The sequence below is a fragment of the Desulfoplanes sp. PS50 genome (assembly GCF_053851535.1).
This window is the reverse complement of the sequence record NZ_JBSPZA010000026.1, coordinates 1-25373: the sequence shown is the minus strand read 5'-3', so window position 1 is coordinate 25373 and position 25373 is coordinate 1. Positions and strand designations below refer to the sequence as shown.

Here is a 25373-nt window from a genome sequence, read left to right as displayed (position 1 = left end):
GACCAAGATGGTCAGGGAACAAACATTGTTCTTTTCTGCACAAAAGAGAATCCGGATTCGACCACCCGCGCCTAGGCGTTGGGGGGTAATTCCGCGTCAGCCTTGGGTGGGGGCGTGGCCCCAGCGGCCTTTTTCCTGCCGGGACGCGACGTATTCCTGGACTTTCTGGCGACAAGCGACTTGAGCTTGTTACCTGCCTTGACCGGGTCATCGGGCTCCCCAAGAAAAATCATCTCTCCCTGGGGAGAAAACCAATGCCAGCCTTCCGGCTTTTTGAGCAGTCGAGCCCCTCTCCTCTCCATGTAATCGACGATCTTGGCTTCTTCTCGTCCCTGCTGCAGGGCCTCGAGCATTTCCATGTTCTGGAAGATCAAGGCTGCGTTTTTATAGACCTCAAAGGCCCCGCAGGTGATATCCATCAGGGCGATGGAGGTATGCTTCTTTTTTCCGCCAAGCACCTTTTCCAGCTCGAGAAGATCTTTTTTCAGGGCCTTGATCTCTTCAAGGGCCAGTCCCTTGGCCTCTTCATTCTTGGCCTCGATGGTTCGGGCGAGTTGCTCGTGGATGCGACTTTTCATACGTATCCCCCAATATGTTGGAGTGGATCCCGGAAGCAGCGTGTTTCAAGGTTTGTCAGACGTGCCGGCCGCGGTCACCAGCCAAAAGGCCCGAGCACTCCCCGGGCGGGGACTGATCGGGCCTTTTGATTCATGATCGTTGCATTGTGATGCGGTCTCCACGATTATAAAATCTGTCGCAAAAAATCCTTGGTACGGTCGTTTTCCGGGTTTGTAAAAAAATGTTCCGGAGTACCCTCCTCCAGAATCTGGCCCTGATCCATGAAGATGACCCGATCAGCGACTTCCCGGGCGAATCCCATTTCATGGGTGACCACGACCATGGTCATTCCGGATTTGGCCAAGGTCTTCATGACATCGAGAACCTCGCCGACCATCTCGGGATCGAGAGCCGATGTGGGTTCATCAAAAAGCATGACCTTGGGGTCCATGCACAAGGCACGGGCAATGGCCACCCGCTGCTGTTGACCTCCGGACAATTGGTCCGGCTTGGTATGGTATTTTTCGGCTATTCCAACCTTTTTCAAAAGCTGCATGGCCTTGTCTTCCGCCTCGTTTCGGCTTCGCTTGCGCACGGTCATCTGGGCCATGGTCAGGTTGTCCAACACGGTCTTGTGGGGAAAAAGGTTGAAGGACTGGAAGACCATGCCCACTTCGGCCCGCACCTGATTGATATTGCACCTGTTTTCCAGGATATCCATTTCGTCGATGACAATGCTTCCGCTCTGGGGATACTCGAGTCGGTTCAGGCAGCGCAAAAAGGTACTCTTGCCGGACCCGGACGGGCCGATAACCACAACCACCTCCCCTTCATGGATATGCGCATTCACATCCTGCAGGGCATGGATTTCCTGGGGGACATAAAAATATTTATTCAGATTCTTGACATGTATCATAATCAGATGGCCCTGCGCTCAAGATATTGGACAAACATGGACAATGTAAATGTCAGCACCAGATAGAGCACAGCACAGACAATCCAGAGTTCAAACGGCTGCAGCGAGGTGGAGACGGTTTCCCGTGTTGCCTTGGTCAATTCCCGGATGGCGATGACCCCAAGCAGGGAGGAATCCTTGATCAGGCTGATGAACTGCCCGGCCAGGGGAGGTAGAATCCGCCGAAACGCCTGGGGCAGGATGACCTTGCGCATGGCCTGGGCATAATCCATCCCCAGCGATCGGGCCGCTTCCATCTGGCCATGATGCACGGACTGGATACCGGCACGAACGATTTCAGCGATATAGGCCCCGGCAAAAAGAGCCAGGGAAATGACCCCGAACCACAGGGAGGGTATCTGGGGAATGCCGTTCTTGGTCAGCACCGTGTTGATGAGCGTCCCCATGACAAAGTACCAGAGAAAGATCTGGACCAGAAGGGGTGAGCCACGAATGAGTTCAATATAGGTGATGGCTGACCATCGCAGGGCCGGATTTTCGGCAATCCGGGCCAGACCGGTCAACAACCCGATGACAATACCCATGATAATCGCCAGGAAGCTGACCTTGAGGGTCATCCACAGGCCGGTCAGAAGAACCCCCGGACTGCCTTGCTCATAGGTTCCGAGCACATCTCCCATGCTCACGAAATCCCCTTTATCCAAAAGGGGCTCCCCTTGGGGCAGTTCATAGGAAAGGGTTTCCCCGTATCCCTGAACCTCGATGATCACATCGCTTCCCTGGGAGCTGATCGAGGCGACTTCGCCCTCGATTTCCGATCGGACGTCCACGGTTTCTGTATAGTAGAAATACTGGGGTACCCTATACCATCGCCATGTATAGTCCACCGACTGCGAGGCCACGTACATGAGCCAGCAGCCCGTCACGAGAAGGAAAAAAAACACCCCGGTCCAGATATATGTATACGCCTTCCCGCGAGGACGATCGAGCCCGGAAAATACCGCCATACAAACCACCTGCTGCTTATGGGAAATACACCCGTATCAAAAACAGGGTCAGGGACGAGACAGTGTGCCTGCCCCATCCCTGACCTCACATGCGCTCAGCGCAAGGACAACGATGAAATGGAGTTATTCAACGTCCTCGTACCAATCCTTGCTTTCAAACCACTTGGTGAAAATCCGGTCGTAGGTGCCGTCGTTTCTGATCTGACGCATGAAATTATTCAGCCAGTTCAGAAAATCAGGATCACCGCGTTTGATGCCAAAGGCCAGGGGTTCATAGGTGAACCGCTCCTCGAGCATGACGAGATTGTTGGAGCCCTGTTTCTGCATGATCTGCTTGAGAACAGGATAATCATAGATATAGGCGTCGGCATTGCCATTCATCACCTCGAGGGCGGCATCGGCTTCCTTTTCAAAGCTCTTGTACTGAGCCTTGGGCAGAAGACGCTTCACGGCCATTTCACCGGTGGTTCCGAGCTTGGAAACGATCTTGAACTTGGGATCGTTGAATTGCCTGTACGAGGTGATCGTGCCTTTGTGCTTGCTGTTCATGAGAACAGCCTGACCGGCGTAAAAATAGGGATCGGCAAAATTGATCTGGAGATTGCGCTCCTGGGTTGCGGTCATTCCACTGATGATGATATCGAACTTGTTGGTCAGCAGGGCGGGAATGATCCCGTCGAAATCCGTGTTCACAGGGACGAATTTGACCTTCATGGCCTTGGCCATGGCCTTGGCGAGGTCGATATCAAAACCGATGAACCTCCCCTTTTTGGAGGTCATCTCAAAGGGGATGTAGCCTGAATCAAATCCAACCCTGAGCTCACCGTTCTTCTGGATGGTATCCAATGCCGAATCGCCGGCAAGGGCCGTTCCCTGGGTGAGCATCAGACACAATCCAACCAGCAGCAAAATAATCTTTTTAGACATCCTGATCTTCCTCCATTGAGTTGACGAGAAATCAATTGTATGACGAACCGGCTGCATGACCTTCCTCGAGGCATTCCCTGCATCACTGGACGCAAGAGAGCTCCTGGGTGTTCAATACTTGCCTTCGGTAAGCACTTCCTTGACAATCATCTTCTTCTTGCATTTGGGACAAAGTGGCATTTCCTCTTCCGGAAAATAGACAATCTGGGAATGCTTGCAGACAGGGCAAACAACTTCCACGGCCTCACGCTTGTATCGATTTTTGAAAAAGTCCATGATGTCCTCTTTGAAAAAAAAGCTAGTTATACTCTCACGGGTAAAAACACAAGAAAGAAGAGGGAAGCCTGCAGGGCGGTTTCGTTCCCTTCCAGGCGAGTGAAATCTCATGGCCGGTTTGCCCCGTTTCAGGCGGCTTGACTGTCTGAACCAAGCAGGCATCGTTTATCGAGCCGTTGCCTGACATCTTGCCCATGCGGGGTGAGTCGGCCATGAGAACACATCGCCCTGCCATCTATGGCCAGACCATTGACAAGAGGATCGGAAAAAAAATACGTCTTCCAAGAAGGTTGGGCAGGATCATGACTCTTGAAACAGAAGCCAAATTCCCGGTTCGGGATTTTTCCCTGGTGGAAATGAACCTGCAGCACCATGGTGATCCCATAGCCCCATGGTATTTTGAGGCGAATCAGGTCCATGACTCCCAGAACAGGGATCTGCTCGCCAAGGGCGTGCTTTTACGTCTGCGCAAGGCCCTGGTCACCACCGTGACCCTGAAGCTCCCTCTTGACACCCTGACGAACATTCCCGGCCTCAAACAGCTTGAAGAACGTGAATGCAGGGTCGAGGACAAAGATTCCATGGCCGCCATTCTTCAGGGATTGGGATATGAAAAAATCCTGGAATATGAAAAATTCAGATCCACCTGGCAGGTTGCGAAGACCAGGGTATGTCTGGATATTCTCTGCTTTGGGTCGTTTGTGGAAATCGAGGGAACAGGTCGGGATATTTTTGAAACAGCGAAACTTCTGGGGCTTGATCCGTCCACTGCAACCAGTGCCACCTACCATCGACTCTTTCAAGAGTACCTGGTGACCATGGGACTTCCTCCCGATGACAGCTTTGTTTTCTCCCAGCGGAAACGGTCCCTGTACGGTCATCAATTGGGGATTGATGTACCATGACCACGTTTTGCCGCTCCTTGATGACCATCTTCAGCGTCACTATTCCCCGGAAGGGATCCGTGGCGGTCCTGTTCATCATCCTCATCGGCCTTCACCCTGGCCAGGCCTGTGCGTGGGAAACGCTTGTTCCGGGACTGGAGGAAGCCTCGTTTGAGGTCCCTTCAATCAGTTCTCCGCCACCAACGATCGCGGTGCTCAGGATCGATCCGGCCCTGTTTTCCTTCAGGCTGATAACTCAGAAAACCCGATTCACCAAGGTCGCCACACTCGAAGAATGGTGTCGTGAAAAACAGCTTGTGGCAGCCATCAATGCGAGCATGTACCGGGAGGACAGACAGCAAAGCACCGGGTACATGAAAACCCGGGGATTGGTGAACAACGGATATATCAACCCCCGTTTCGGAGCATTTTTCGTCTTTGACCCCAAAGACCCGTCTCTGCCTGCCGTCAGGATCATCGACCGGAAAAAAGATGATTGGCGTACCCTGATCACCAGATATGATACGGTCATCCAAAATTTTCGGCTGATCAGTCCGGCAGGAGCCAATCTCTGGCCTGAAAATGCCAAGGAACACAGCATCGCCGCCATAGCCATGGACAATGCGGGCAATGTTCTTTTCATCCATTGCCAGACTCCCCTGACAGTCCATGCCTTTAACGAAGCCCTTCTCGACTTGCCCATGGACCTGGCAGGGGCTATGTATGTCGAGGGAGGGCCCGAAGCCGCCATGTACCTGAACCTGGAAAATAAACGCCGTTCGTGGATGGGACAGTATGAAAATCCCCTCCTTGGAACCATCAGCGAACGATTGTGGCCCATTCCCAACATTATCGGCATCGAACCCCTGGAAACCAACGCTACAGGAGAATAATCATGCACATAGATTCAATCGAACCCAACCAGCCACTGCCCGCTGAACGCGGCTATGTTCTTTCCATGGTCATCCGCACCTTCAAGGGGCGCAGAGATGTCGAGGTCCATCTGTACCGCTCAAACTGGGACAAGGCTGAAATGAACGATTACGAATGGGACAAACTTCTCGGGGGAACCATCGAGCGTAAGGACGGTCAGTCAGTCGATCCCGAGGGGAGTAAAAAGGTTCTCCTGGAGGCCTTCACCAGGAAAGAGCGGGATCAGGTCATCGACTATCTCGCCAACCGCTATGCCTCCAGGTTGACCAAACTCACGGCCGCGCCTCTGGGATTCCCCATTCCAAAAGGGCTGGTCCCCCTGTCCTCTTTTTCCGAGGGAAAGACCATCGGGACCATCAAATTGGACAAAATCCCCAACTACACCCTGCCTTTCCCCATCAGAGGACTCTACGACCTGAGCCGCCACAAACCCCTGGTCGAGGCAAAAACGGACGATCAATAGTTTCTCGATTATTCCCGCCACACCACAAGGCCGCATTCCCTGTTTTCCGGGAATGCGGCCTTTTCTCTTTTGCTTTTGTTGAGAAATTATCAACCTTCACCGTCATCCCGGCGCAGGCCGGGATCTTGAACGACACGAAGGCAGTTTCTGACGTCAGGCTATCGGCCTCCTCCCTCAAGATCCCGGATCAAGTCCGGGATGACGACAAAACTTTTTCTGTCTCCCGCCTCCCGTCTCCCGCCTCCAGCCTCCTTTCTATCCGATATGTCGAATAATCTCTTCGAGAACCTCTCCGGGATCAAGCACCCCGGTATCGATGATCACCGCATCCTCGGCAGGCCTGAGGGGGGCGAGGGACCGGTTTCTGTCCTGTTCATCCCGAATGCGCATCTGTCGGGTCAATGTGCCCAGATCTTCCGTGATCCCGGCCTCCTGAAGCTGCAGCCAGCGTCGCTTGGCGCGGACCTCTGGAGAGGCGTCCAGAAAAAACTTGAACCGTGCCCCCGGAAAAACCACCGTGCCCATGTCCCGCCCTTCGGCAACCAGGGAAACATGCTCCCCCAAAGATCGCTGCACCTCGGTCAGCCGCTGCCGCACCAGGGGCAGCCTGGCCACATGAGATGCCCACAATCCCACGGTTTCCGTCCGGATATTCTGGCCCACCTCATGATCATTGACAAACAGTCGAGTTGCAGATCCGGCTCCGCGAATGGAAAAACACACACCCGCAAGCCCCCGGGCCAATCTTTTCTCCGGCCAATCCCAGGACCCCTCGCCGAGTATCCAGGCAACGCTGCGGTACATGGCCCCGGTATCGAGATAGGCAACCCCGAGTTTTTCAGCCACGGCCCGGGCCTGGGTGGTTTTGCCCACACCGGCGGGCCCGTCGAGAGTGACCACAAAGATCTGGTCCGGGGTTTCAGCTCCCACGAAGTACCTCCGCCAGGGCCTGAAGAAACATAGTGTTTTCCTCGGGACTGCCCACAGAAACCCTGAACCATGCGTTCAGATTGTAACTGCCAAGAGATCGGATGATAATCCCCCGTTTGAGCAGGGTGTCACACACAACGACCGGGTCCATGGGGGGCCTGACCAGCAGAAAATTGGCCTGGGAAGGATACACCTCACACCCGCAGGCCTCCATGCCCTGGGCGAGCTGCCGCCTTCCCTCAAGTACGGTTTGCCGGGTTGCCTCCACAAACGAGGTATCGTTCATGGCCGCCATCCCGGCCTTTTCCGCCAGGATATTCACGCTAAAGGGCGACCGGGTGCGCATGAGGTAATCGGCCAGATGAGCGGGCATAATCCCGTAACCCAGGCGCAACCCTGCCAGTCCGTACATCTTGGAGAAGGTTCGCAGCAAAACGATATTGCGTGTCTGGTCAAAAAGCGGGAGCATGGAATAGGTTTCCAAAGGCTCGGCAAAATCGATATAGGCCTCGTCCACGACCAGTATCGTTTCCTGGGGAAGACCCTCGGCAAAGGCACGTATCTCTTCGGCGGGAACCGCGTAGCCCGAGGGGTTGTCCGGATTGGTGACAAAAACGAGCCTGGTATGCTCATCCACACTTCGAAGCAATCCGTCCCAGGGAAAAGAAAAATCCTCATTCAGGGGTACCTGTCTGAAATCGACCCCGCACAGCCTCGACTGGACCTTGTACATGCTGAAGCAGGGATCAAAGGCAACCACATTGTCCGTTCCGGGCCGGGCAGTCACCCGGATGAGCAGATCGATGATTTCATCGGACCCGTTGCCGCAGACGATACATTCGTCCGGAACGCCGAGATGATTGGCAATACCACGACGCAGCACAGGATTGCCCGCCTGGGCATATCTGAAGGCCAGGGCTGCGTTTTTGCAGATGACCTCCTGAACCTGGGGGGAGGTTCCCAGGGGATTTTCATTGCTGGCCATTTTGATGACCGAGGTCAGTTTGAAGGCCGCCTTGATTTCGTCGATGGATCGACCCGCCACATAGGGCTCGAAGTCCCGTATGTCGGGACGGATGCACAGATTGCTCATGATGATGATTTTCCTTGATGCAAAATGGTGAACACAGAACATAAAAGGCACACCCATACCCGTCAAAAACGGATATGGGTGATCACGTTGTGAACCGCAGGGGTGGCCGTCTAGCCCAGGGCGGCGAGCTTTCGCTCAAAGGTCTGATCACTCTTGATAAGGCGCAAAAAGATGCCCCGGGGGGTCAATTCGGTTTCAACACCGTAGAGGTTGTGCCATACCGGCATCACCTCGACACTCCCCCAGTGCTCGCCCGTGACGAGCACATCCACCTGCAGGGTTTCGCCCATGACATAGGATTTGGGACCAGGAAGCAAAAATCCCTTTTGGCCCAGAAAATCGCTCTTCCAGATGGCTGAAAAATCCTTGAGTGCGTTACACTTGAGCTGCATAGCATAATGCGGCCAAGCCGCAGTTTTAAGTTTTAGGTGTTGAGTTTTAGGTTCAAGCGGTTAGAGAATTTTCTTGTTTTTTATGGCAGACTTTCACGAGTAAGGTACTAAAAAATCCGTCAACAGATGCCAAGTCCCGATTCAATCGAGAATCTTGGGCCTGATAAAGATGAGCAGTTCTTCCTTCTGCACCTGATTGCTCTTGTTCTTGAACAACCAGCCCATACCGGGGATGGAACCGAGTCCGGGAATCCGATCTTCGGTTTCTGATTCCGTGGACTTTTGGACCCCGCCGATGACAATGGTCTCGTTGTTGCTGACGATCATCTTGGTTTTGGTGGACCGGGTGGAAATGTCGTCCCCGGCGGGTGCGTCATCACTTATATCCAGATCCAGGATGAGTTTGTCGTCCGGGGTGATCTGTGGCTGGACAGAGAGTGAAAGAATGGCGTCATTGTATTCGGTGGTCGTTCCGCCGCTTTCAGACTCCGCCTGGTAGGCCACCTTGGTCCCCTGTTTGATCTCGGCCCGGTTGTTGTTCAGGGTGACCACTCGGGGCGAGGAGATGGTCTTGGCGATGTTTTTGAGTTCACCCAGTCGCAGCTGGGCGTCCAGGGTGAAAAGATCCAGCCCGGCAATCTTGGCGAAGTTCACGCCGGCATTCATCCCACCGACCTGGGTCGGCAAGGCCACGCCATTGACATTGAATCTCCGGGTGTATCTGGAATTGACATCGTTGTGATTATAGGCACCCGACCAATTGATACCCAGACTGCGTTGAAAATTGTCCGTGGCGTAGACGATCCTGGCCTCGATCAGGACCTGACGCTCGGGGCGATCCAATCGTTCGATCACCGCCTCGATCTTGTCCAGCTGGGACCCGGCATCCCGGATGATGAGCATGTTGGTTCGGGCATCCTGGCTGATCTTGCCCCGGGAGGACAAAAACTCCCGAATCTTGGGTTCAATTTCCGCGGCGGTGCTGTAATTGACCTGCATGTATCTGGTCTGCAGCGGCTCCAGATTGCTCAAACTTTCCCGAGCCTGGAGGGCCGCCTCCCTGGCCCGGCGCAATTGATCCCGTTCGCTTTCAAGCTGTTGGGTCGTGGCGATGCGCATGATATTGCCCTTGACGACCACGCCCAGACCCTTTTGCAAAAGAACGAGATCCAGGGCCTGATCCCAGGGGATATCCTGGAGTTTGAGTGAGATCTGCCCTTTGACATTGTCGTCGATGATCAGATTGTGCGCGCTCACCTCGGCAATCAGCCGGAGCACAAGCTCCACATCGGCATCCTGGAGATCGACGGAGATCTTCTGCCCGGAATATTCCTTTTTCATTCCGGGAAACAGGGTGTTCATTTCCTGAAGATTGTCCTGTTCCCTGGACTCGATCTCATCGGCAACAGCCTCAGATTCGACTTGAGGACGAGCGGCGCTGCGCAATCGCAAATCACGCTCGGTTCGATCGATCTCCCGGGTCATGAATTGAAGAACAATTCCCTGTGGCCCGGTATCCAATTGAAAAGGCACTCTCTGCGCCGCGAGCATGGTCAGCAATACCCCGTCCTCGACATTACGAAACAAGGCGGAATCGATGACAGTGGAAAATTTTTCAAGACGGTAGAGCCGGGCCAACCGTTCCGGAATGCGGGCCTTTTCAAAAAGAAAAACCATCTTGCCCTCTTCCCCTGCCTTGGGGGTGAACCGAACATCCGGACCCAGGTCCAGGGTGATGAACAGATTACCACTCTTGTTCCGTGAAAAATCGATGCCCCCAGCGGTGGAGGTGGCGGCCGGGGCCTGCTGGAGATCGGTCTTTTGGGTCGTAGGAACGAGCATGAGTTGCAGCATCTTCGGAGAGGGGCGGGAAAGAAGAAACTGAACCGTCTGGGAAAGTTCCAGGTCCACCCGGGCCAATCCTCCGGCAGGATCTGAAATATCGGTCCATCCGGCAATGACGCCTACCGGGGTCTTGGGCTGGTCAACCGGCAAAAGAGGCGGAGAAAAGGAAAGAGAGAGTCGATTCCCCTCGAGCTCTGGAGTGACGTCTGTTTTCCCGGCCAGGGGAATTCGGACATAGGTTGTATCCTCCTTGACCCAGGAAACCACGACCTCCCTGGATGGATCGTCGGCAACCAAAACGGGTTCAAGGGAAGACGGTTCTTCCTGGACACGTGGCTGTGCGGGCTGTTTCCCCTTGCCGGCGGGTGTACATCCCGTGATCATGGAGATACCGGCCCACATCAACAGGGTGCATCCCAGAACAACCCACGTCACCCGACGCGTATCAATCATTTTGAACCCCTTGTTTTCTGTGCAGTTTGATGAGCACATCCCTGGATATCGGCTTACCCAGGATATCCCGGCCCTGTTCCCGAACAACGATAGCCTCCGGGGTGATCTCCTCCACGACCCCGCCATGCCGGCCAACACGCATCCCCTTGTGCAGAACAAATCCCTTGCCGTCCGGGAGTTGGACCATGGCCATGGTCTGCTTCTCCCCGCGGGGATACCACAAGATACCAATGGCCTTGAGCTGGGTGACTTCGACCTGTTCCAAGGGAGTCAAAGGGCGATCCGGTTGATCCTCCTCGCCTTGAAAGACGACAGGCTCTTCCTTGCGGATGAAGGGGACAAAGGGATCGGATCGACGCGCGGGATCGTATCTATACGAAGAAGGCTCCATCCATTGCGGTCGCTGCGAAGAACCATCCCGGACCTGACCGGACGTTTGAGTCTGGGCGCCGGCACAGGTAACTGCTCCGGGAATCCAGGACCCCATACTCCAGACGGTGAGTACCACCCACACTACATGTCGCAATGGCGATGTTCTGCCCATGGCAGGATAAACTCCCTGAAAAGATGTTCACTGATCTATTTTTGTAACTATTCAGGTGCATTTCTCAAGAATCAGAATTACGAATTTAAGAAATTTAAGAGATTTAAGAAATTACAAGCGGTTAGCGTCCAGGTCCTCAATTTCTAAAATTTCTGAAATCCTTAAATCTCTGAAATTTACGGGCTGGCACTCAAATCTAACGATATATTCCAGCCTGTTGCTCCTGCTAAATTTTGACCTGAACAGTTACCTATTTTTTTGTCTTTCCGGCCTGGTTGGCCGCTCGCTCCTGGGGGGTCAGGGCCCTGAAAACAACCAGAATGCTGTCTGCAGTCAACACCGATACCTGATTGTCCTGTTGCTTTCCAACGGGCTGCAACCGCAGGGAGTCGAGTTGGACCAGACGATCCAATCGGGACAACGTATCGAAAAATCGCATCAGATTATGAAAACTTCCCCGCAGACGCAGGCTGACGCTCCTGGAGGCATACAATTCGGTCACGGTTTGCTTTCCCGATGTAAAGGACATGAAGCTTACGCCCATCTCCTGGGCCACCATCTCGAAAGATGCCAGCAGACTCTCCAGGGCCTGGGCATCCTCGGGCAACAATGTCTGGGCAAAGAGAAATTCGGTTTGCTTGGCCTGGACCTTCTTTTCAAGTGCTGGCAGCTGCAGAGATACTTTCGTGAACCGATCGATATCCTTGTTGATCGTGGCAATGTCCTTGTGCAGTTTGATCATATTGTCCAGCTGGGGACTCAGAAAAAAATACCAGTACCCGGCTCCAAGCACGACGACCAACCCGGTCACGATCAGGATTTTGTGAACGAGGGTCAGCTTTTCCAATGACTTGATCAATTCCTGTCTAGTCATCGCCGTTCTCCTTGGTTTCAGGAGCCTGGGCCGAGACCGAACATTGAAACTCCACAAGTTCGAGGTTCTGAATGGGACGAAGCTGGGTTCGACGAGTGATCACACTGGCGATAAAAGGGGATTGCCGCAACGCATTGACATAGTGCGCAAAAGCCTGATTATCCAGGGCCACACCCTTCATCTCGATCCCGCCCTTGTCGTTCAGGGTAAAGGACTCCAACCAGATCTTTTCTTCGGGCATATGTGAAACGACTTCGTCGGTATAACGAACCGGCAACCCCTGACGGACGCGGATTGTCCGAATGGCTTCGACATTGACCTCCAGCCCCTCGAGTTCCTTTTTGAGTTTGTTCACCTTGCCGACTTTGACCAGCAATGCGCTCTTCACGGCCTGTCGCTGGTTTTTGGTCGCCTCGAGATTCGCTATGTGGGAATTGACGAAATAATACCCACCCCCCATACCCACGAACAGACAGACAAAAAACACCCCGACCCAAAAAAGTTCCAGATGGATGTGCGAGATTCTGGCTCGTCGCTTCTGGGGCAGAAGATTGATGGTGATCATAGACATCCCCGCAGGGCCAGACCCGTGGGTACGACGAATTGCGAACCACACGCCTTGAGGTAGTGGGTGTCGAATTGATTCGAATCCACCAGGATCTTCCGCCAGGGATCAAGAGGGCTCACCTCCATTTCCAACTCCTCGGCAAACAGGGGAATCAGTCCGGACAAAAGACTCCCACCTCCTGAAATACAGAGTTTCCTGGGCATGGCGGAGATGGTGGTGGAGGTTTGAAAAAACTGCTCCATCCGCTGGATTTCCCGGCACCAATTCCGGCAAACATCCTTGACGACCCGAACGGCCTCTTGGCGTTGATCCACGGGCAATCCTTCAGGCCCCTTGCGCTTGAGGGCCTCGGCCTCATTGTGGGGAACATCCAACTGCCTGCCAAGAGACTGGGTGAGCTGTTGTCCCCCAAACCCGAGTTCGCGGAAATAAAAGGGACGGCGGGGTTCGTAAATCCCGAGAATACCCTGATTGGCCCCGATATCCAGCAGATAGACCGGTTCGGTCTGTTCCGGATAGTTGAACTCGAAACAATTGCTCAGGGCGAAGGCATCCACATCCACCATGGAAAGTGCAAGTCCCCCGAGTTCCAGGGTCGCCTCGAGATTCATGACCACCTTCTTCTTGGTGGCAACGACCATGACTTCGGCTTTTTTGGCTTTTTTCTCGGCAGGATTGATGGCATGAAAATCGAGATAGAGATCTGTCAGATCAAAGGGAATCTGCTCCCTGGCCTCCTTTTCGACAACCGCACGCATATCCTTGGCAAGGGGAAGCTGCATGTGTTTGACGATGATCTCGTGCCCGCGCAGGGATGAAATGACGACTTTGTCCTTGAAAGCCAGGGAGGCTTGCAGGGTTTTGACAGCATCCCCTATTGCCTTGGAATCACCCTTTGACTGAAAAGGCAGTGCCATGTGCCCCATCCGTTCCAGCCTGATCCCCTGCTTTTCATTGCGCAGACATACCATTTTGAGCCATGACGTGCCCAGATCAAGGCCGCATGCAGTGGTCTTTTTTTGCAGAAAAGGAATCACGGCCAACCTACCCGTTGATTGCTGGAAGCGACACACAGGGCCCCCTCCCTTGCAAAGAGTGCGGGCCCTGTGGCGGTCTCGTCAGATTATTATTTGTTGACCGTGAGGCTTCACGGCTAACGACTCAGGGAATTTGTATGACAACCACCTACTTGGCAGAAGGCCTGATTGTCAAAACCGGAACTGCGGATGTCTGGACGACCTTTTCGGCAACCGAGCCGAAAAGAATCCGGTCGATTCCCTTGCGTCCGTGGGTACCCATCACAATCATATCGACCTGATTTTCCTTGGCATAATTCAATATTTCCTCGGCAGCGTAACCCGTGACAACGGCGCCTTCGGCCGGGCAATCGGAAAACCGTTCTTCCAGAAAGGCATCCATGGTCTTTTCCGCACCGGAAACAATTTCGCCGACAAAACTTTCGATGGAGGTCGGGGGGACATGAAAACCAACGTATTGTGTCAGGGATGGGGCCACATAAAGTACTTTAACCGTCGCCCCAAGGGCCTTGGCCAGGGTCTGGGAATACGAGGCCACTTCAGCGCTGTATTCGGAAAAATCGACCGCGCAAAGGATTGTTTTGATCTCTGCCATACTACCTCCTTGTTTTTTGAAAAACTAACTACGTCATGAGTAGGTGATCCAGCTAAAAGAAGGACTCTGTGCCCATTACCCATTTTTATTTCCGGGTAGCCTAAAAATCATCCCCAAACAAGTAAAATTTAAAGCAGATGAAGGCGCCATGGACAAAATCATCTCCCTGATTATAGAAAAGGGATCATTGAAGTGTTCGAAAAAATATTGACCCTGCAGACAACCCATTTAAAACATTCTTCCCAAGGAGTTAGGCATGCCTCTTTTTGAATTTTCCTGCAACGCATGTGGCGAGACATTCGAGGAAATCACCTCATCGACCACACAAAAAGACATCACCTGCCCCAAGTGCGGATCAAAGGATGTCAAAAAACTTGTCTCGGCAACCATCGTTACCCGCAAGGGATCATCCTTTTCTTCGGGAGGATCCTGTGGTGGTTCGAGTGGTTTCTCCTGAGCCGGATGATGATTGTCCCCGGGTGGGACAAAAAAATTTCATCAAAATCAAATAAACCCGAAAAAGGCATTACCGCTTATCTGGTAATGCCTTTTTCGGGTTTATTGCCTTGAGGCGCCCATATTGCGGGCAACAGCCTATGGAGTTTGCAAAAAGGTTTGCATACACGCAGCCAACCGACCCACCCCCGTTCGTATCTGTTTGGGTTCGGAGTTGGAAAAATTCAGACGCAGGGTATTTTCACCCGTACCGTCCACATAAAACGGCATGCCCGGAACAAAAGCGACCTTGGCCGCTATGGCCAGATCGAAAAGTTCCATGGCCCGATATCCCTCGGGAAGTTCGATCCAGACGAACATGCCGCCTTCCGGCCGTGTATATCGCATGCCCTTGGGCATTTCGGCATCGAGGGTATCACACATCACCGCACATTGTTCCCCGTAGCGCTGGCAGATGGTCTGGATATGTTCGTCAATGTCGTTGTCGGCAAGATACCTGGCCATGACCTGCTGGGTGAATGTACTGGTATGCAGATCCGCAGTCTGCTTGGCCCGAACAGCCATGTCCCGCAACGCATCGTCGGTCACGACCATCCATCCCAGACGCATGCCGGGCGAGACTGTTTTGGAAAAGGAGCCTAAAAGAATCGACCGCCCTTTACATAACGAGAACACCGGGGGATGCGATGTCCCGGCAAACCGCAATTCACCGTACGGATCGTCTTCCACGAAGACGACATCCGGGTAGCGCTGCAGCAGTTCGGCCAGGGCGGTGCGGGTCTGCAGATCATAGGTCATGCCCGAGGGATTCTGAAAATTGGGAACTGCGTAGAATATCTTGGGATGGGACGTTGCAAAAATCCGCTCGAGCTCACCCATATCCAGCCTGCCATCCTCCAGAGAGATGGTCTCGAATACCGGTTCGAACATGCCAAAGGACTGGATGGCCCCGAGATAGCCGGGTCGCTCCATGACCACCTTGTCCCCGGGATCGATGAGAATCTTGCCCAGAATATCCAGGCATTGCTGGGATCCGGTGGTCACGAGAATATGATCGGGATCGACCTGCACCCCCCTGGCCGCATACCGGGCGGCAATGGCCTCGCGAAAAGCCGGAAAACCTTCGGTTGTGGAATACTGCAACGCCGTAGGCCCGACATCGCTTAGAACATCACCGGCCGCCTGACTCAAGGCCTGGACCGGGAAGAGCTCGGGATTGGGAAGCCCCCCGGCAAAAGAGATGATGGAGGGATCGGCCGTTACCTTGAGTATTTCCCTGATAAACGACCTGGGAACCGACTGGATCCGCTGTGAAAACCGTTGTGCAGTCATATTTTTCCGCTCTCTTTGCAGTAAGTATTTAGACGGCCATTCTAAAAAATCAAAAGGATGCATGTATCCTTGAAGATCCGACTGGTTGAGCAGCTACTTTTCGACCTGAATAGTCACTCTTTGCCTATCCTTCTTATTCAAACCCCAAACAGCCACCTGGCCACGGCCACAAGCCCCATGCCCGTAAAGATGGCCCCGAAAAAACTCCTGGTGCGCCAGGCAACAACCAGGGTGGGCAGGGCGACCCAGAGGAAAATATTTTCCTTGCCAAAATCAAGCCCCCCCTCGCGTACTACCAGGTCGGGCAGCAGCAGTGCCGAAAGCACGGCCGTGGGGATGAATCCCAGCCAGCGGATCAGGGCAGGCGGCATATTCCTGGAGGCCAGAGCGACCACCGGGAGCATCCTGGGGATATAGGTGACCGCGAGCATCCCGCAGATGGTCATGAAAATTATCTTCTGATCCATCGTTCCACCCCCAGGCCAATGGTTGCGGCAATGATTGTTGCCAGAATGACATTGAAACGATCGACTCCGACCAGGGCCAGTCCCACGGACAGGCCTCCCGCGACAATGGCCACCAGCACGTGCATCCGCTCCTTGACCTGGGCCACCAGCAGGGCAATGAACATGGCCGGCAAGGCATAATCCAGCCCGATGGGTTTCACGTCGGAAATCAGGGTACTGGCGACCATGCCCAGGACGGTACCCGTGACCCACGCCGACTGGGCAATGACATTGATCAGAAAGGTCTCCCTCTTGAGCTGCTCCCCCTCGGCATACCGGGTTGCGTGCAGGGCAAAGGTCTCGTCCGTGAGTTCAAAGGAGAACAAGGCCAACTGCCATTTTTTCCAGGTCCTGAGATACGGGGACAGGGACGCGGACATGAGCAGATGCCGGAGATTGACCACAAAGGTGGTCATAATGACCGAAAGAGGCGGCACACCCGCGGCCATGAGCCCCACGGCAATGAGCTGGGCCGATCCGGCAAAGACCATGACCGACATGAGTACCGTGTTCAGCGGAGAGAGCCCCACCTTCTGGGCCAGAACCCCGTAGGCGAACCCCACGGGTATATATCCCATGACAATGGGTGCTGTCTGTCTGAATGCGTGAATAAAAACCTGCATTGTCTCTCCCTGTCGGGCTTCCATGATTCGTTCCATGATCCATTCCTTGCTGGTTCGTGACACGGTCACGACCCGTGTCTGCGTCTGCCTGTTGAGATTATCCGTTGCTGTTTCAGGGTGAATCAGATAATCTGTTTCCAGTACAGATACAGATTTTGAAAAATCAAACCATAACAGTTTGACGGCATCATGAAAAATCAGGAATCCCGCATTTTCCGTTACCAGGCCGTTCAGGACCATCTCCAGGGTCTGATCGCCTCGGGAGCCCTTGCCCCGGGCGAGCGTCTCCCCTCCCTGCGCTCCCTGAGCTCCCACATGAAGGTGAGTATCTCCACGGTCTCCCAGGCCTATGTCCGGATGGAGGAACAGGGAGTGATCACGGCCAGGCCCAGATCGGGATTCTTCGTGGCCTCAAAAACCAGAAAACTTCTTCCATTCGCAGGCAATCCCCGCCCTGTCCTCAAGCCAACGTCCGTCAACAGAAACCAGCTCATCAGAACGGTACTCGAGGCTGTGGGGGACACCTCACTCCTCCCCTTTGCCATCATTTCCCCGGCCACGGAACTGCTCCCCTGCAAATCGCTTTCGCGGATCATGCGCGAGATCATGACGCGCGACAACGGCAGATCCCTGGGATATGCTCCCTGTGAAGGGGACGTGGAACTCCGCCGTCAGATCTGCTTCCGATCCATAGACGCCGGTTTTTCTGTCCTGCCCCAGGACATCCTGGTCACCTTCGGAGCCATGGAGGCGCTGAGCATCGGGCTGCGCACCGTGACCCGCCCCGGAGACACCGTCCTCGTTCAATCCCCTACCTATTTCTGTTTTTTGCAGCTCCTGGAAAATTGCGGTCTTCGGGCCATTGAGATCGGTTCCGATCCCCGAACCGGCGTCGATCCCGAGGATATCGCAACGGCATTGGACACCTTTGATATCAGGGCCGGTATTCTATCGTCCAATTTCAATAATCCTGACGGCAGTCTGACCCCTGAACCGGCAAAAAAGGCAATCGCCCGGCTTTTTGCAAAACGATCCATCCCGCTCATCGAGGACGATGTCTCGGGAGAACTCCATTTCGGCAAGATCCGCCCGGGCACGTACAAACAACATGACCAGACCGGCAACGTGATCTACTGCTCCTCCTTTTCCAAGACCATTGCCCCGGGATACCGGGTGGGCTGGATGATTCCGGGCAAACGGTATGACCAGGCCCTGGAAATCAAAGCCACATCGAGCGTCTGTTCGGCCACCCCGACCCAGATGGTCGTGGCAGGCTACCTGGAATCAGGACAGTACGACCGCCACCTGCGACGGCTCAGGCAGGCGATCTCCAGTCAGATGCAAACCCTGCAGATGGCCATAACCGACCATTTTCCCTCGGGAACCCGGGCCACCCGACCCTCTGGAGGTGCCGTGCTCTGGGTCGAACTTCCCGGAAATATCGATGCGGTGGACTATTTCTTCCGGGCCAAAAAAGAAGGCATCGGCATCGCCCCGGGCCCGATCTTTTCCACCCAGGACAATTACAACTCCTTTATCAGATTGAGCTGTGACGGAATCTGGAGCGAGGCCATGGAAAAAGGAATCGCAAGGCTCGGCAACATAGCCGCAGACATGGCCGGAGAAAAGCGGGGATTCGATCGTCGGCAGGGTGAGGCCGACAAACGGCAACAGGAGTGATACCTTCGTCCGAACTGCGATGTACCGGAAGGGGCACTTCTTGCGGATGGACTATGCTGCAGAAATATTCCTTCCTGTCCGAAAGTTTACTCTCGCTCCATGACACAAGGGCACCCGCAAGGGGTGCCCGGATATATCCCATCGACCGTGAAATGTACTTTGCTCCACCATTGTTCACCGTAACCAAAACGCACCCATGTCAGCCATTACCTTGAAAACCTGGATGCTGGCCATCCGTCCCAAAACACTGCCCGCTGCCGGTGGGCCGGTCATTGTCGGCACAGCCGCGGCCTTTGCCGATAACGTATTTGCCCTGTTCCCGGCATTGGGCGCCCTGGCAGGATGCCTTTTACTCCAGATTGCGGTGAATCTGGCCAACGACTATTTCGACGGAATCAAGGGAATCGACGGCAAGGACCGTGTCGGACCCGTCCGGGTCACTCAGAGCGGTCTCATGGGGCCAAAGACCGTGAAAAAGGCCATGATTCTTGTCCTCATCCTGGCAGGTCTGATCGCCCTGTACCTCATGTGGGTGGGAGGCTGGCCCATCTTCTGGATAGCCGTGGCCTCGGTCCTGGGGGCCCTGACCTACAGCGGCGGCCCCTTTCCCATGGCCTCCCACGGACTGGCCGACTTCTTCGTGTTCATATTCTTCGGCATCGTGGCCGTGTGCGGGACCTATTATGTCCAGGCCCTGGACCTGACATGGACGGTCTTTTTCCTTTCCTTTCCCGTGGGCTTCGTGATCACGGCCATTCTGGTGGTCAACAACTACAGGGATATCACAACCGATGCAGCCGTGGGAAAACGCTCCCTGGCCGTAATCCTCGGCCCCGAAAAAACCCGGATGGAATTCAAGATCCTCGTGGCCCTGACCTATGCCCTGCCCGTTATCATGGCCGCAGCAGGCGCAGTCTCTCTCTGGGCCGCACTCCTCCCCCTGCTCTCCCTGCCCCTGGCCGTTGTCTGCATCCGGGAGATGAACACCCTGACCGGCTCCCCCCTCAACCAGACCCTGGCAAAAACCGCCAAACTCTCCCTGATCTTCAGCCTGCTTCTGGCAGCAGGACTCATTTGCTGACCACGGTCAGCACGTGCCGAGTCCAAGCCCATGAGTCTCTTACTCAGGACATCCTGCCATAGCAAACAAGAAATGAGAGAGCCTCCAAAACGCACTCAAGGCACCATATATATACACTAATATGCCTCGGAGAGTTGATTGTCAGATTCTGATCCACTCCCGGATGCGGGAATATTTGCTTATACGAGCCGTTATGTTCGTTATTCGTGCCTTCCTGTACGACCATGAGATCCTGTCACAGGAAAGGAGATCATCGTGCAAGAAGGCATGTATTTTTTGCTGGCAGCCCGAATGTATTGAGTTCACCGTTCCTGGAATGAGAGACAACTACCCACCATCGAAATAATCTTTCTTTTTTTTCCTTGTTAGTGACTCCCAAAAGAAGTAACGAAATCTCAATTTGATGACATCCTTGTCACCATACATTCATACTATGGTGTCAGAAAACAGCTTTCGCAAACCGGAAACACCTCTAACCAATCACTCGCCAACGCCCTGAGAGTCCCCCGTCATCATAAAAAACAAACAGAATATCCAGCACACAAGGAGATCCTGAAAATGGGCAAGACACAACAATTCATATCCCCGATTGCCGTTGATCTGGGAGCAAAACACACAGGTGTTTATGCAGCATTTTATAAAGCTCATTCCAGGCCCGAAAATATAGAACGCCACGGCGTGGTCTATAATCTCGATCAGCAAGGCTATACCCTGCTGATGACTGATCGCACAGCAAAACGCCACCAACGCCGAGGATATGACCGCAGGCAAATGGCAAAACGATTATTTCGGCTCATCTGGGAAAAAAAGTTTGGTCTCCCGTGGAACAAGGACACGGCTCAAGTTGTAGGTTTTCTGTTGAACCGCAGGGGATTCAGCTATCTCTCAGGGGCGTATAGCCAAGAAATCCTTGCCGCATTTCCTGAAGACGCCTGGAATGAACTGCCTAAGGCATTTCAGCAAGAGGCCGGGGGGTGTTATCCTCCTGATCTGAATGCCAGACTTCAGGATTGGGCGAAATCCCCCTCTAAGCTAGATCAAATCTTGAATAATTTAATAGAGTTCAAGGAAAAACAAGAAAAAATAACACAATCGCCCTGGATTTTCAAAAAGAAAGAATTTGATCTTGAAAATGCCAAATTTGATACAATCAACGACAACCTACACCATCTTGTTTTTGCCCTGCAAAGCGTCAACTCAGAGCTTGCTTCAGGAGCCGTGCATCGAAAAAAATATTTTGAGCAGGTCTCAGATGTTTTGACAAAAACAGATCATACACACACCTACTTGAAAATTTTTTGTACCACTCTGCAATCAGGGGGATTCGACAAATTGACTCCGGACAACCTGACTCGCCTTATCGGCCATATTTCCAATCTGGAACTCAAGCCTCTTCGAAAATATTTTAATGACACAAAGCACCGCGATGGAGACTATTGGGATGAAGAAAGGTTGACGAAATTGTTCGACCGTTGGCTGTGCAAGGAGTGGAGGGTTGATTATTCAAAAAATCCGGAAAAAGCTCGTGACGGGAAACAAGATTACACTGCATTGCGTATTCGCTGGAAAAATCATCGGAAATCCCAAAAAGGGATCATTGAATTCTGGCTTGAACAAAATCCTGCACAAACGCTTCCCCCCTATCAAAGCCAGAACAACCGTCGCCCTCCCAGGTGCCAAAGCCTTGTTCTCAATCCCGCATTCCTTGATGTCCATTATCCTGAATGGCAAACATGGACAGCGATTCTTGAAAACCTACATAAGGAATATCTGGGTGATCTGAGAACGGCCTTTAAGAAATTAACAAGCAGCAAGGGCAATCGATATTTTGATCAGACAGTTACCGGAGAATTGAAAACAGATTCCCAGAAACGGACCAGTGCCCATCTTGATGCCCGCATGTTACAATTTATCCTCGATATCAGGAGAGATTATGATCCCGCATGTCTGAATAAAATTTATAGCCATGCAAAAAAACTTCGCCAACAATGCAAAGATAGGCATGACAATGAAACCATTGTTGCTCTTCAAAATACATTAAATAAAAGTAAACTTCCAGATATGTTAAAAAATGAGCCTGATTTTGACGATGAGGGCATTTTTCCCGATGGAAGTTTTCTTCATATGATATGTCACTATTATAAGCTACGCCAAAGGGCGCGTGATGGAAGAATATTTATACATCCTGAATATAACAAAACAAAATTACGAGGATTTGAAAACAGCAGACGTTTCGACGATAAAGATCAGATGCTCACATTTTGTAATTTGAAAACACGTCAAAAAAAGTACCAATCATTACATGATCTAGCTGGAATTTTTCAAATATCCCCTAAGGTATTGCGCGACACAATTCAATCTGATGAGGATGACCAGATAATTGCATGGCTCAAAACTTTCAGAGGATTACAGACATTGTGCAAAGATGCCGCCACAAAACAGAAAAATCACAGAGGTCAACTCAATTTGCTTTTGCAAACCGGCAAAAACAACGATTTGAACAAGCTGAAAGAGCGAGCAACAGCAATGAGTCAAAAAATTGCCCAGGAGCTCTTTAGTGGTAATTTCGAGGAAAAGGCAAAAAAATTCGCAACGGTTTTTTCTTTTGTCCAGCTACACAACATCGCCTTTACAGAGAGAAGCGGAAACGCCCGATCGTGTCCTATATGCAGCATGGACAATAGCCGTCGCATGGAAAGCACAGAGGACATTCTTAAAGGCGCGAAGGCTCAACGTCTGCCGGCAATCCCTACCCGAATAATCGACGGTGCAGTAAAGAAGATGACTCGGATACTGTCCAAACGTATCACCCAGGATAGATGGCCGGCTATAGAGTCGGCCCTGAAAAGTGGAGATCAGGTACGTGTGCCTATTGTTACGGAGTCCAACAGGTTCGAATTCGAGCCAAAGCTCAAGGAACTGAAAACTGGAAAGGTTGTTAAAAATACCCAAACTGAAAACTTTCTTGAGGATAAGAAAACACGGATAAAGAACGCTTGTGGACAGCTATGTCCATATACGGGTGAAACAATAACGAATGGTGAAATCGACCATATCATCCCGCGAACATCCCAATACGGTACACTCAATGATGAAGCCAATCTGATCTATGCTTCGAAAAATGGAAATGAACGTAAAGGAGAAAAGACATACGGCCTTGATAATCTGTCAAAAGGTTATAAAAAACAGCATTTTGCAACAGACGACGATACCGAAATAACAAATATGATAGAGAAAACAATTTGGGACAAAGAGAATAAGCGTTTCAAGTTCGGAAACTATTTGAGCTTCATCAATTTACAGCCAGATGAACAAAAAGCATTCCGCCATGCCCTGTTTTTGGATAGCAGTTCGGAAATCCGCCAGGCAGTCATCAAGGCCGTCACCAACCGAACACGGTCCTTTGTTAATGGGACTCAACGCTATTTTGCTCAAGCCCTTGCCGATGAACTGCACAAAAAAGCCTTGGCCAGAGGATGGCAGGACCGCATTGATTTCGATTTCTTTGCGGTGGAGGCGGTAAGCAGCTCCAAAGGAAACGGCATCAGGGATTACCGGTATATCTATGAACAAGACCACACTAACTTTGCTGAGTTTATCAAAAAATATGGAGAACCCCAAAAACCTTATTCGCATATTTTGGACGCACAGTTTGCATTCATGATCGCCTTGGAAAAACACCAGAAGCAGGGATCTTTTCTGCTGGATATTCCTGAGGACAGAACCTTTCTGCCGGTTCCAAAAGGACAATCGGGGCACAAGTCGCCCCAGGTAATATTCTACGATATATACGTAGCGCCTGAAAAAATGGACACGCCCGTTGATCTGGAACGCAGAAAACCCCACGATGGATTTATAGAGCACAGGTCATTCACTCGGGATAGTTTTTACGCCGATCGTTATTTACCGGTTCTCATCAAAAAAACGGGGCACGACCAAGTGGAATTCCGGGCAGGATTTGACTGGGAGAATTCCGCACAGTGGCCACTCTTCAAAAAAAGAAATAAGAAGATAATCAAAGATGAAAAAGCGCTTAATAACCTAAAAGAAATGCTCCCGCTGTGTAATCAAGTTGCACATTATCCGAAAAACTACATGAGCGTTTTTGATCTACAAAGACCGGATTTGGGTCTATATGAATTGTTGTTTCGCTCAGATTTTTTTCAAACGCAGGAAAAGCAACGTGGATATATATACCTGACTATCGATAGAAAGGCATTACATAACTATTGGATAGAAAATTTCAACACTAAAGAGGGTAAGCCTTTTGATGAATTTTTCACATTCTGCTTTGCTGAGCTTGGATACAAAACCGAAAAAAAGAAAATAACTCCAGAATTATTAACCAGCAAATGGGAATCAGAAATCGAAAGCAAATTATTTGTTAAATTTAAAAATAAACCTATTGAATTACCGTATCTTCAACATTGGAAAAAACTGCAGAATTTATGGAAAGAAAAAAAACAAAGCAAAAACAATAAATTCGATAAAATGCTATATGATTTTTTCTTGAAAAATAAAACTCACATATCCCATCAGCGCGCTAGAAAAACATTTTCGTTGCCCGTAACGACATCAGAAGGTAAATTTATTTTAAGAAGAAAGGGGTGGAATGGAGTTACTACCCACCACTTAATTAACGATTCAGACTCAACAAGTGTAAACAACAAACCGATTTCTCTCATATTTAACGAACAAGGTGAATTTGCGTACACATTGGCTGACTGGGCCAAATCTAGAAACTTAGTCAAGCTTTCTAAAGAACAATACACTGAAGGAAGGCCTGTAAGCCCTTATAGCTGGTGGAAAATCAACGTAGAAGAATTTGTAATGCCAGACGGAATCGCACAAATTTGGCTGAGAATCGACGACAAGACAGCCCCCTCCGTGGCTATTAAAATAGACCGTGACGCCGTTGAGATTAATCCTGACGTGTTGACTGAAGAACTATGCCGTCATGGATTCCGGCCTCGAAAAGCAAAAAAAGGAAAAAATGGTCAACCAGATAGACCAGCCTTGTCCGCAGATGAGGTAATGCGTGAATTTTGGAAGGATAATTATCTTAATCTGTTACAAGGAGAAATAATTCAGTACAAAGGAAGTAAGGGTTATACAAAGTTACGCAAACGTGCTCTCAAAACCGCCATTGAAGTGGACAAACCCGAATGAAACATCTGGTTGTTGCTGAATTTGGAAACTTTTTGGGAATAAGAAATGGGATGCTCGTGGTCAAAGGAGCCAATCGTGAGGAGCAAAAATTCCCTTTGAACCGACTAGTGTTGCGTCCGTTAAATAATTATACTATCATAGCCTCCAAATCAAGGAGGCGAAATGGGCAGGTCAGTACATATAGAATTAACGCCAGAGGATCGGGCAACGTTGGTCATGTGGGCACGTTCT

At 51.7% G+C, this 25373-nt stretch carries 25 protein-coding genes; 8 read left to right on the top strand and 17 right to left on the bottom strand.

Annotation, left to right across the window (positions count from 1 at the left end):
• Positions 1-71: 71 nt before the first annotated feature.
• The 5 genes from ACTVJH_RS11755 to ACTVJH_RS11735 all read right to left on the bottom strand — a co-directional run bounded on the left by ACTVJH_RS11755 (position 72) and on the right by ACTVJH_RS11735 (position 3684).
• The gene (locus ACTVJH_RS11755; RefSeq protein ID WP_455990863.1) at positions 72-578 is read right to left on the bottom strand and encodes a hypothetical protein; all 507 of its coding nucleotides are present in this window, start codon (positions 576-578) and stop codon (positions 72-74) included.
• A gap of 164 nt (positions 579-742) precedes the next feature.
• Positions 743-1474 (bottom strand): amino acid ABC transporter ATP-binding protein, encoded by a 732-nt coding sequence (locus ACTVJH_RS11750; RefSeq protein WP_455990860.1) that lies wholly within the window; start codon positions 1472-1474, stop codon positions 743-745.
• Positions 1475-1476: 2 nt separating this feature from the next.
• Positions 1477-2481, bottom strand: coding sequence for an amino acid ABC transporter permease (locus tag ACTVJH_RS11745; RefSeq protein WP_455990857.1), 1005 nt, complete (start codon positions 2479-2481; stop codon positions 1477-1479).
• A 123-nt stretch (positions 2482-2604) separates the two neighbouring features.
• Positions 2605-3408, bottom strand: a complete 804-nt coding sequence (locus ACTVJH_RS11740; protein WP_455990854.1) for a transporter substrate-binding domain-containing protein — start codon at positions 3406-3408, stop codon at positions 2605-2607.
• A 111-nt stretch (positions 3409-3519) separates the two neighbouring features.
• A complete protein-coding gene (locus ACTVJH_RS11735; protein WP_455990851.1) occupies positions 3520-3684 on the bottom strand; it encodes a hypothetical protein in 165 nt (54 codons plus the stop codon).
• Between the two features lie 212 nt (positions 3685-3896).
• On the opposite strand from ACTVJH_RS11735, the gene ACTVJH_RS11730 reads away from it, so the two are divergent.
• The 3 genes from ACTVJH_RS11730 to ACTVJH_RS11720 are packed head-to-tail and all read left to right on the top strand — an operon-like array spanning position 3897 to position 5964.
• Positions 3897-4589, top strand: coding sequence for a class IV adenylate cyclase (locus ACTVJH_RS11730; RefSeq protein ID WP_455990848.1), 693 nt, complete (start codon positions 3897-3899; stop codon positions 4587-4589).
• On the top strand, positions 4586-5461 hold the full coding sequence (locus ACTVJH_RS11725) for a phosphodiester glycosidase family protein (protein ID WP_455990845.1): 876 nt from the start codon (positions 4586-4588) through the stop codon (positions 5459-5461). The genes ACTVJH_RS11730 and ACTVJH_RS11725 overlap by 4 nt, the downstream gene beginning before the upstream one ends.
• 2 nt (positions 5462-5463) lie before the next feature.
• The gene (locus ACTVJH_RS11720) at positions 5464-5964 is read left to right on the top strand and encodes a hypothetical protein (protein WP_455990842.1); all 501 of its coding nucleotides are present in this window, start codon (positions 5464-5466) and stop codon (positions 5962-5964) included.
• A 255-nt stretch (positions 5965-6219) separates the two neighbouring features.
• Here ACTVJH_RS11720 and cmk read toward each other — a convergent pair whose 3' ends face one another.
• The 9 genes from cmk to ACTVJH_RS11675 all read right to left on the bottom strand — a co-directional run bounded on the left by cmk (position 6220) and on the right by ACTVJH_RS11675 (position 14295).
• Positions 6220-6894, bottom strand: coding sequence for a (d)CMP kinase (gene cmk, locus ACTVJH_RS11715; protein ID WP_455990839.1), 675 nt, complete (start codon positions 6892-6894; stop codon positions 6220-6222).
• Positions 6884-7987: a histidinol-phosphate transaminase gene (gene hisC, locus ACTVJH_RS11710; RefSeq protein ID WP_455990836.1), complete on the bottom strand. Its 1104-nt coding sequence runs from the start codon at positions 7985-7987 to the stop codon at positions 6884-6886. The genes cmk and hisC overlap by 11 nt, the downstream gene beginning before the upstream one ends.
• Before the next feature lie 110 nt (positions 7988-8097).
• Positions 8098-8379, bottom strand: coding sequence for a hypothetical protein (locus ACTVJH_RS11705; RefSeq protein WP_455990833.1), 282 nt, complete (start codon positions 8377-8379; stop codon positions 8098-8100).
• A gap of 141 nt (positions 8380-8520) precedes the next feature.
• Entirely contained in the window at positions 8521-10677 is a 2157-nt protein-coding gene (locus ACTVJH_RS11700) for a type IV pilus secretin PilQ (RefSeq protein WP_455990830.1), read from the bottom strand.
• Positions 10670-11164: a pilus assembly protein PilP gene (locus ACTVJH_RS11695; protein ID WP_455990827.1), complete on the bottom strand. Its 495-nt coding sequence runs from the start codon at positions 11162-11164 to the stop codon at positions 10670-10672. The genes ACTVJH_RS11700 and ACTVJH_RS11695 overlap by 8 nt, the downstream gene beginning before the upstream one ends.
• A gap of 307 nt (positions 11165-11471) precedes the next feature.
• A complete protein-coding gene (locus ACTVJH_RS11690; protein WP_455990824.1) occupies positions 11472-12095 on the bottom strand; it encodes a type 4a pilus biogenesis protein PilO in 624 nt (207 codons plus the stop codon).
• On the bottom strand, positions 12088-12660 hold the full coding sequence (locus ACTVJH_RS11685) for a PilN domain-containing protein (protein ID WP_455990821.1): 573 nt from the start codon (positions 12658-12660) through the stop codon (positions 12088-12090). The genes ACTVJH_RS11690 and ACTVJH_RS11685 overlap by 8 nt, the downstream gene beginning before the upstream one ends.
• Positions 12657-13700 (bottom strand): type IV pilus assembly protein PilM, encoded by a 1044-nt coding sequence (pilM, locus tag ACTVJH_RS11680; protein ID WP_455990818.1) that lies wholly within the window; start codon positions 13698-13700, stop codon positions 12657-12659. Before pilM ends, ACTVJH_RS11685 begins: the two co-directional genes overlap by 4 nt.
• 148 nt (positions 13701-13848) lie before the next feature.
• Positions 13849-14295 carry a universal stress protein gene (locus ACTVJH_RS11675; protein ID WP_455990815.1) on the bottom strand — a complete coding sequence of 149 codons (447 nt, stop codon included), beginning with the start codon at positions 14293-14295 and terminating at the stop codon, positions 13849-13851.
• A gap of 256 nt (positions 14296-14551) precedes the next feature.
• Between ACTVJH_RS11675 and ACTVJH_RS11670 the strand changes: the two genes are divergently transcribed.
• Positions 14552-14752 carry an FmdB family zinc ribbon protein gene (locus ACTVJH_RS11670; RefSeq protein ID WP_455990812.1) on the top strand — a complete coding sequence of 67 codons (201 nt, stop codon included), beginning with the start codon at positions 14552-14554 and terminating at the stop codon, positions 14750-14752.
• 137 nt (positions 14753-14889) lie between these two features.
• Here the strand turns inward: ACTVJH_RS11670 and ACTVJH_RS11665 are convergent, their stop codons facing one another.
• The 3 genes from ACTVJH_RS11665 to ACTVJH_RS11655 all read right to left on the bottom strand — a co-directional run bounded on the left by ACTVJH_RS11665 (position 14890) and on the right by ACTVJH_RS11655 (position 17248).
• A complete protein-coding gene (locus ACTVJH_RS11665) occupies positions 14890-16083 on the bottom strand; it encodes an aminotransferase-like domain-containing protein (protein ID WP_455990809.1) in 1194 nt (397 codons plus the stop codon).
• Between the two features lie 137 nt (positions 16084-16220).
• Positions 16221-16550, bottom strand: a complete 330-nt coding sequence (locus tag ACTVJH_RS11660; RefSeq protein WP_455990806.1) for an AzlD domain-containing protein — start codon at positions 16548-16550, stop codon at positions 16221-16223.
• A complete protein-coding gene (locus ACTVJH_RS11655) occupies positions 16535-17248 on the bottom strand; it encodes an AzlC family ABC transporter permease (protein WP_455990803.1) in 714 nt (237 codons plus the stop codon). Before ACTVJH_RS11655 ends, ACTVJH_RS11660 begins: the two co-directional genes overlap by 16 nt.
• 153 nt (positions 17249-17401) lie before the next feature.
• On the opposite strand from ACTVJH_RS11655, the gene ACTVJH_RS11650 reads away from it, so the two are divergent.
• The 4 genes from ACTVJH_RS11650 to ACTVJH_RS11635 form a co-directional block, all read left to right on the top strand.
• Positions 17402-18892, top strand: a complete 1491-nt coding sequence (locus tag ACTVJH_RS11650; RefSeq protein WP_455990800.1) for an aminotransferase-like domain-containing protein — start codon at positions 17402-17404, stop codon at positions 18890-18892.
• A gap of 196 nt (positions 18893-19088) precedes the next feature.
• Positions 19089-19973, top strand: coding sequence for a 1,4-dihydroxy-2-naphthoate polyprenyltransferase (locus ACTVJH_RS11645; RefSeq protein ID WP_455990797.1), 885 nt, complete (start codon positions 19089-19091; stop codon positions 19971-19973).
• 558 nt (positions 19974-20531) lie between these two features.
• Positions 20532-25142 (top strand): type II-B CRISPR-associated RNA-guided endonuclease Cas9/Csx12, encoded by a 4611-nt coding sequence (gene cas9 / locus ACTVJH_RS11640; protein WP_455990794.1) that lies wholly within the window; start codon positions 20532-20534, stop codon positions 25140-25142.
• Positions 25139-25373: hypothetical protein (locus tag ACTVJH_RS11635; protein ID WP_455990791.1), on the top strand; the 235-nt coding region annotated here is incomplete at its 3' end. The genes cas9 and ACTVJH_RS11635, both read left to right, overlap by 4 nt.

Excerpts from the sequence above, each read along its gene's own strand:
- ACTVJH_RS11675 (WP_455990815.1), bottom strand. The coding sequence starts at position 14,295 with ATGGCAGAGATCAAAACAATCCTTTGCGCGGTCGATTTTTCCGAATAC.
- ACTVJH_RS11655 (WP_455990803.1), bottom strand. The coding sequence starts at position 17,248 with ATGGAACGAATCATGGAAGCCCGACAGGGAGAGACAATGCAGGTTTTT.
- hisC (WP_455990836.1), bottom strand. The coding sequence starts at position 7,987 with ATGAGCAATCTGTGCATCCGTCCCGACATACGGGACTTCGAGCCCTAT.
- ACTVJH_RS11705 (WP_455990833.1), bottom strand. The coding sequence starts at position 8,379 with ATGCAGCTCAAGTGTAACGCACTCAAGGATTTTTCAGCCATCTGGAAG.
- ACTVJH_RS11750 (WP_455990860.1), bottom strand. The coding sequence starts at position 1,474 with ATGATACATGTCAAGAATCTGAATAAATATTTTTATGTCCCCCAGGAA.
- ACTVJH_RS11720 (WP_455990842.1), top strand. The coding sequence starts at position 5,464 with ATGCACATAGATTCAATCGAACCCAACCAGCCACTGCCCGCTGAACGC.
- ACTVJH_RS11665 (WP_455990809.1), bottom strand. The coding sequence starts at position 16,083 with ATGACTGCACAACGGTTTTCACAGCGGATCCAGTCGGTTCCCAGGTCG.
- ACTVJH_RS11725 (WP_455990845.1), top strand. The coding sequence starts at position 4,586 with ATGACCACGTTTTGCCGCTCCTTGATGACCATCTTCAGCGTCACTATT.
- ACTVJH_RS11645 (WP_455990797.1), top strand. The coding sequence starts at position 19,089 with ATGTCAGCCATTACCTTGAAAACCTGGATGCTGGCCATCCGTCCCAAA.
- ACTVJH_RS11670 (WP_455990812.1), top strand. The coding sequence starts at position 14,552 with ATGCCTCTTTTTGAATTTTCCTGCAACGCATGTGGCGAGACATTCGAG.
- ACTVJH_RS11730 (WP_455990848.1), top strand. The coding sequence starts at position 3,897 with ATGAGAACACATCGCCCTGCCATCTATGGCCAGACCATTGACAAGAGG.
- ACTVJH_RS11650 (WP_455990800.1), top strand. The coding sequence starts at position 17,402 with ATGAAAAATCAGGAATCCCGCATTTTCCGTTACCAGGCCGTTCAGGAC.
- ACTVJH_RS11660 (WP_455990806.1), bottom strand. The coding sequence starts at position 16,550 with ATGGATCAGAAGATAATTTTCATGACCATCTGCGGGATGCTCGCGGTC.
- ACTVJH_RS11735 (WP_455990851.1), bottom strand. The coding sequence starts at position 3,684 with ATGGACTTTTTCAAAAATCGATACAAGCGTGAGGCCGTGGAAGTTGTT.
- ACTVJH_RS11695 (WP_455990827.1), bottom strand. The coding sequence starts at position 11,164 with ATGGGGTCCTGGATTCCCGGAGCAGTTACCTGTGCCGGCGCCCAGACT.
- ACTVJH_RS11690 (WP_455990824.1), bottom strand. The coding sequence starts at position 12,095 with ATGACTAGACAGGAATTGATCAAGTCATTGGAAAAGCTGACCCTCGTT.
- ACTVJH_RS11685 (WP_455990821.1), bottom strand. The coding sequence starts at position 12,660 with ATGATCACCATCAATCTTCTGCCCCAGAAGCGACGAGCCAGAATCTCG.
- cas9 (WP_455990794.1), top strand. The coding sequence starts at position 20,532 with ATGGGCAAGACACAACAATTCATATCCCCGATTGCCGTTGATCTGGGA.
- ACTVJH_RS11755 (WP_455990863.1), bottom strand. The coding sequence starts at position 578 with ATGAAAAGTCGCATCCACGAGCAACTCGCCCGAACCATCGAGGCCAAG.
- ACTVJH_RS11700 (WP_455990830.1), bottom strand. The coding sequence starts at position 10,677 with ATGATTGATACGCGTCGGGTGACGTGGGTTGTTCTGGGATGCACCCTG.
- ACTVJH_RS11740 (WP_455990854.1), bottom strand. The coding sequence starts at position 3,408 with ATGTCTAAAAAGATTATTTTGCTGCTGGTTGGATTGTGTCTGATGCTC.
- ACTVJH_RS11745 (WP_455990857.1), bottom strand. The coding sequence starts at position 2,481 with ATGGCGGTATTTTCCGGGCTCGATCGTCCTCGCGGGAAGGCGTATACA.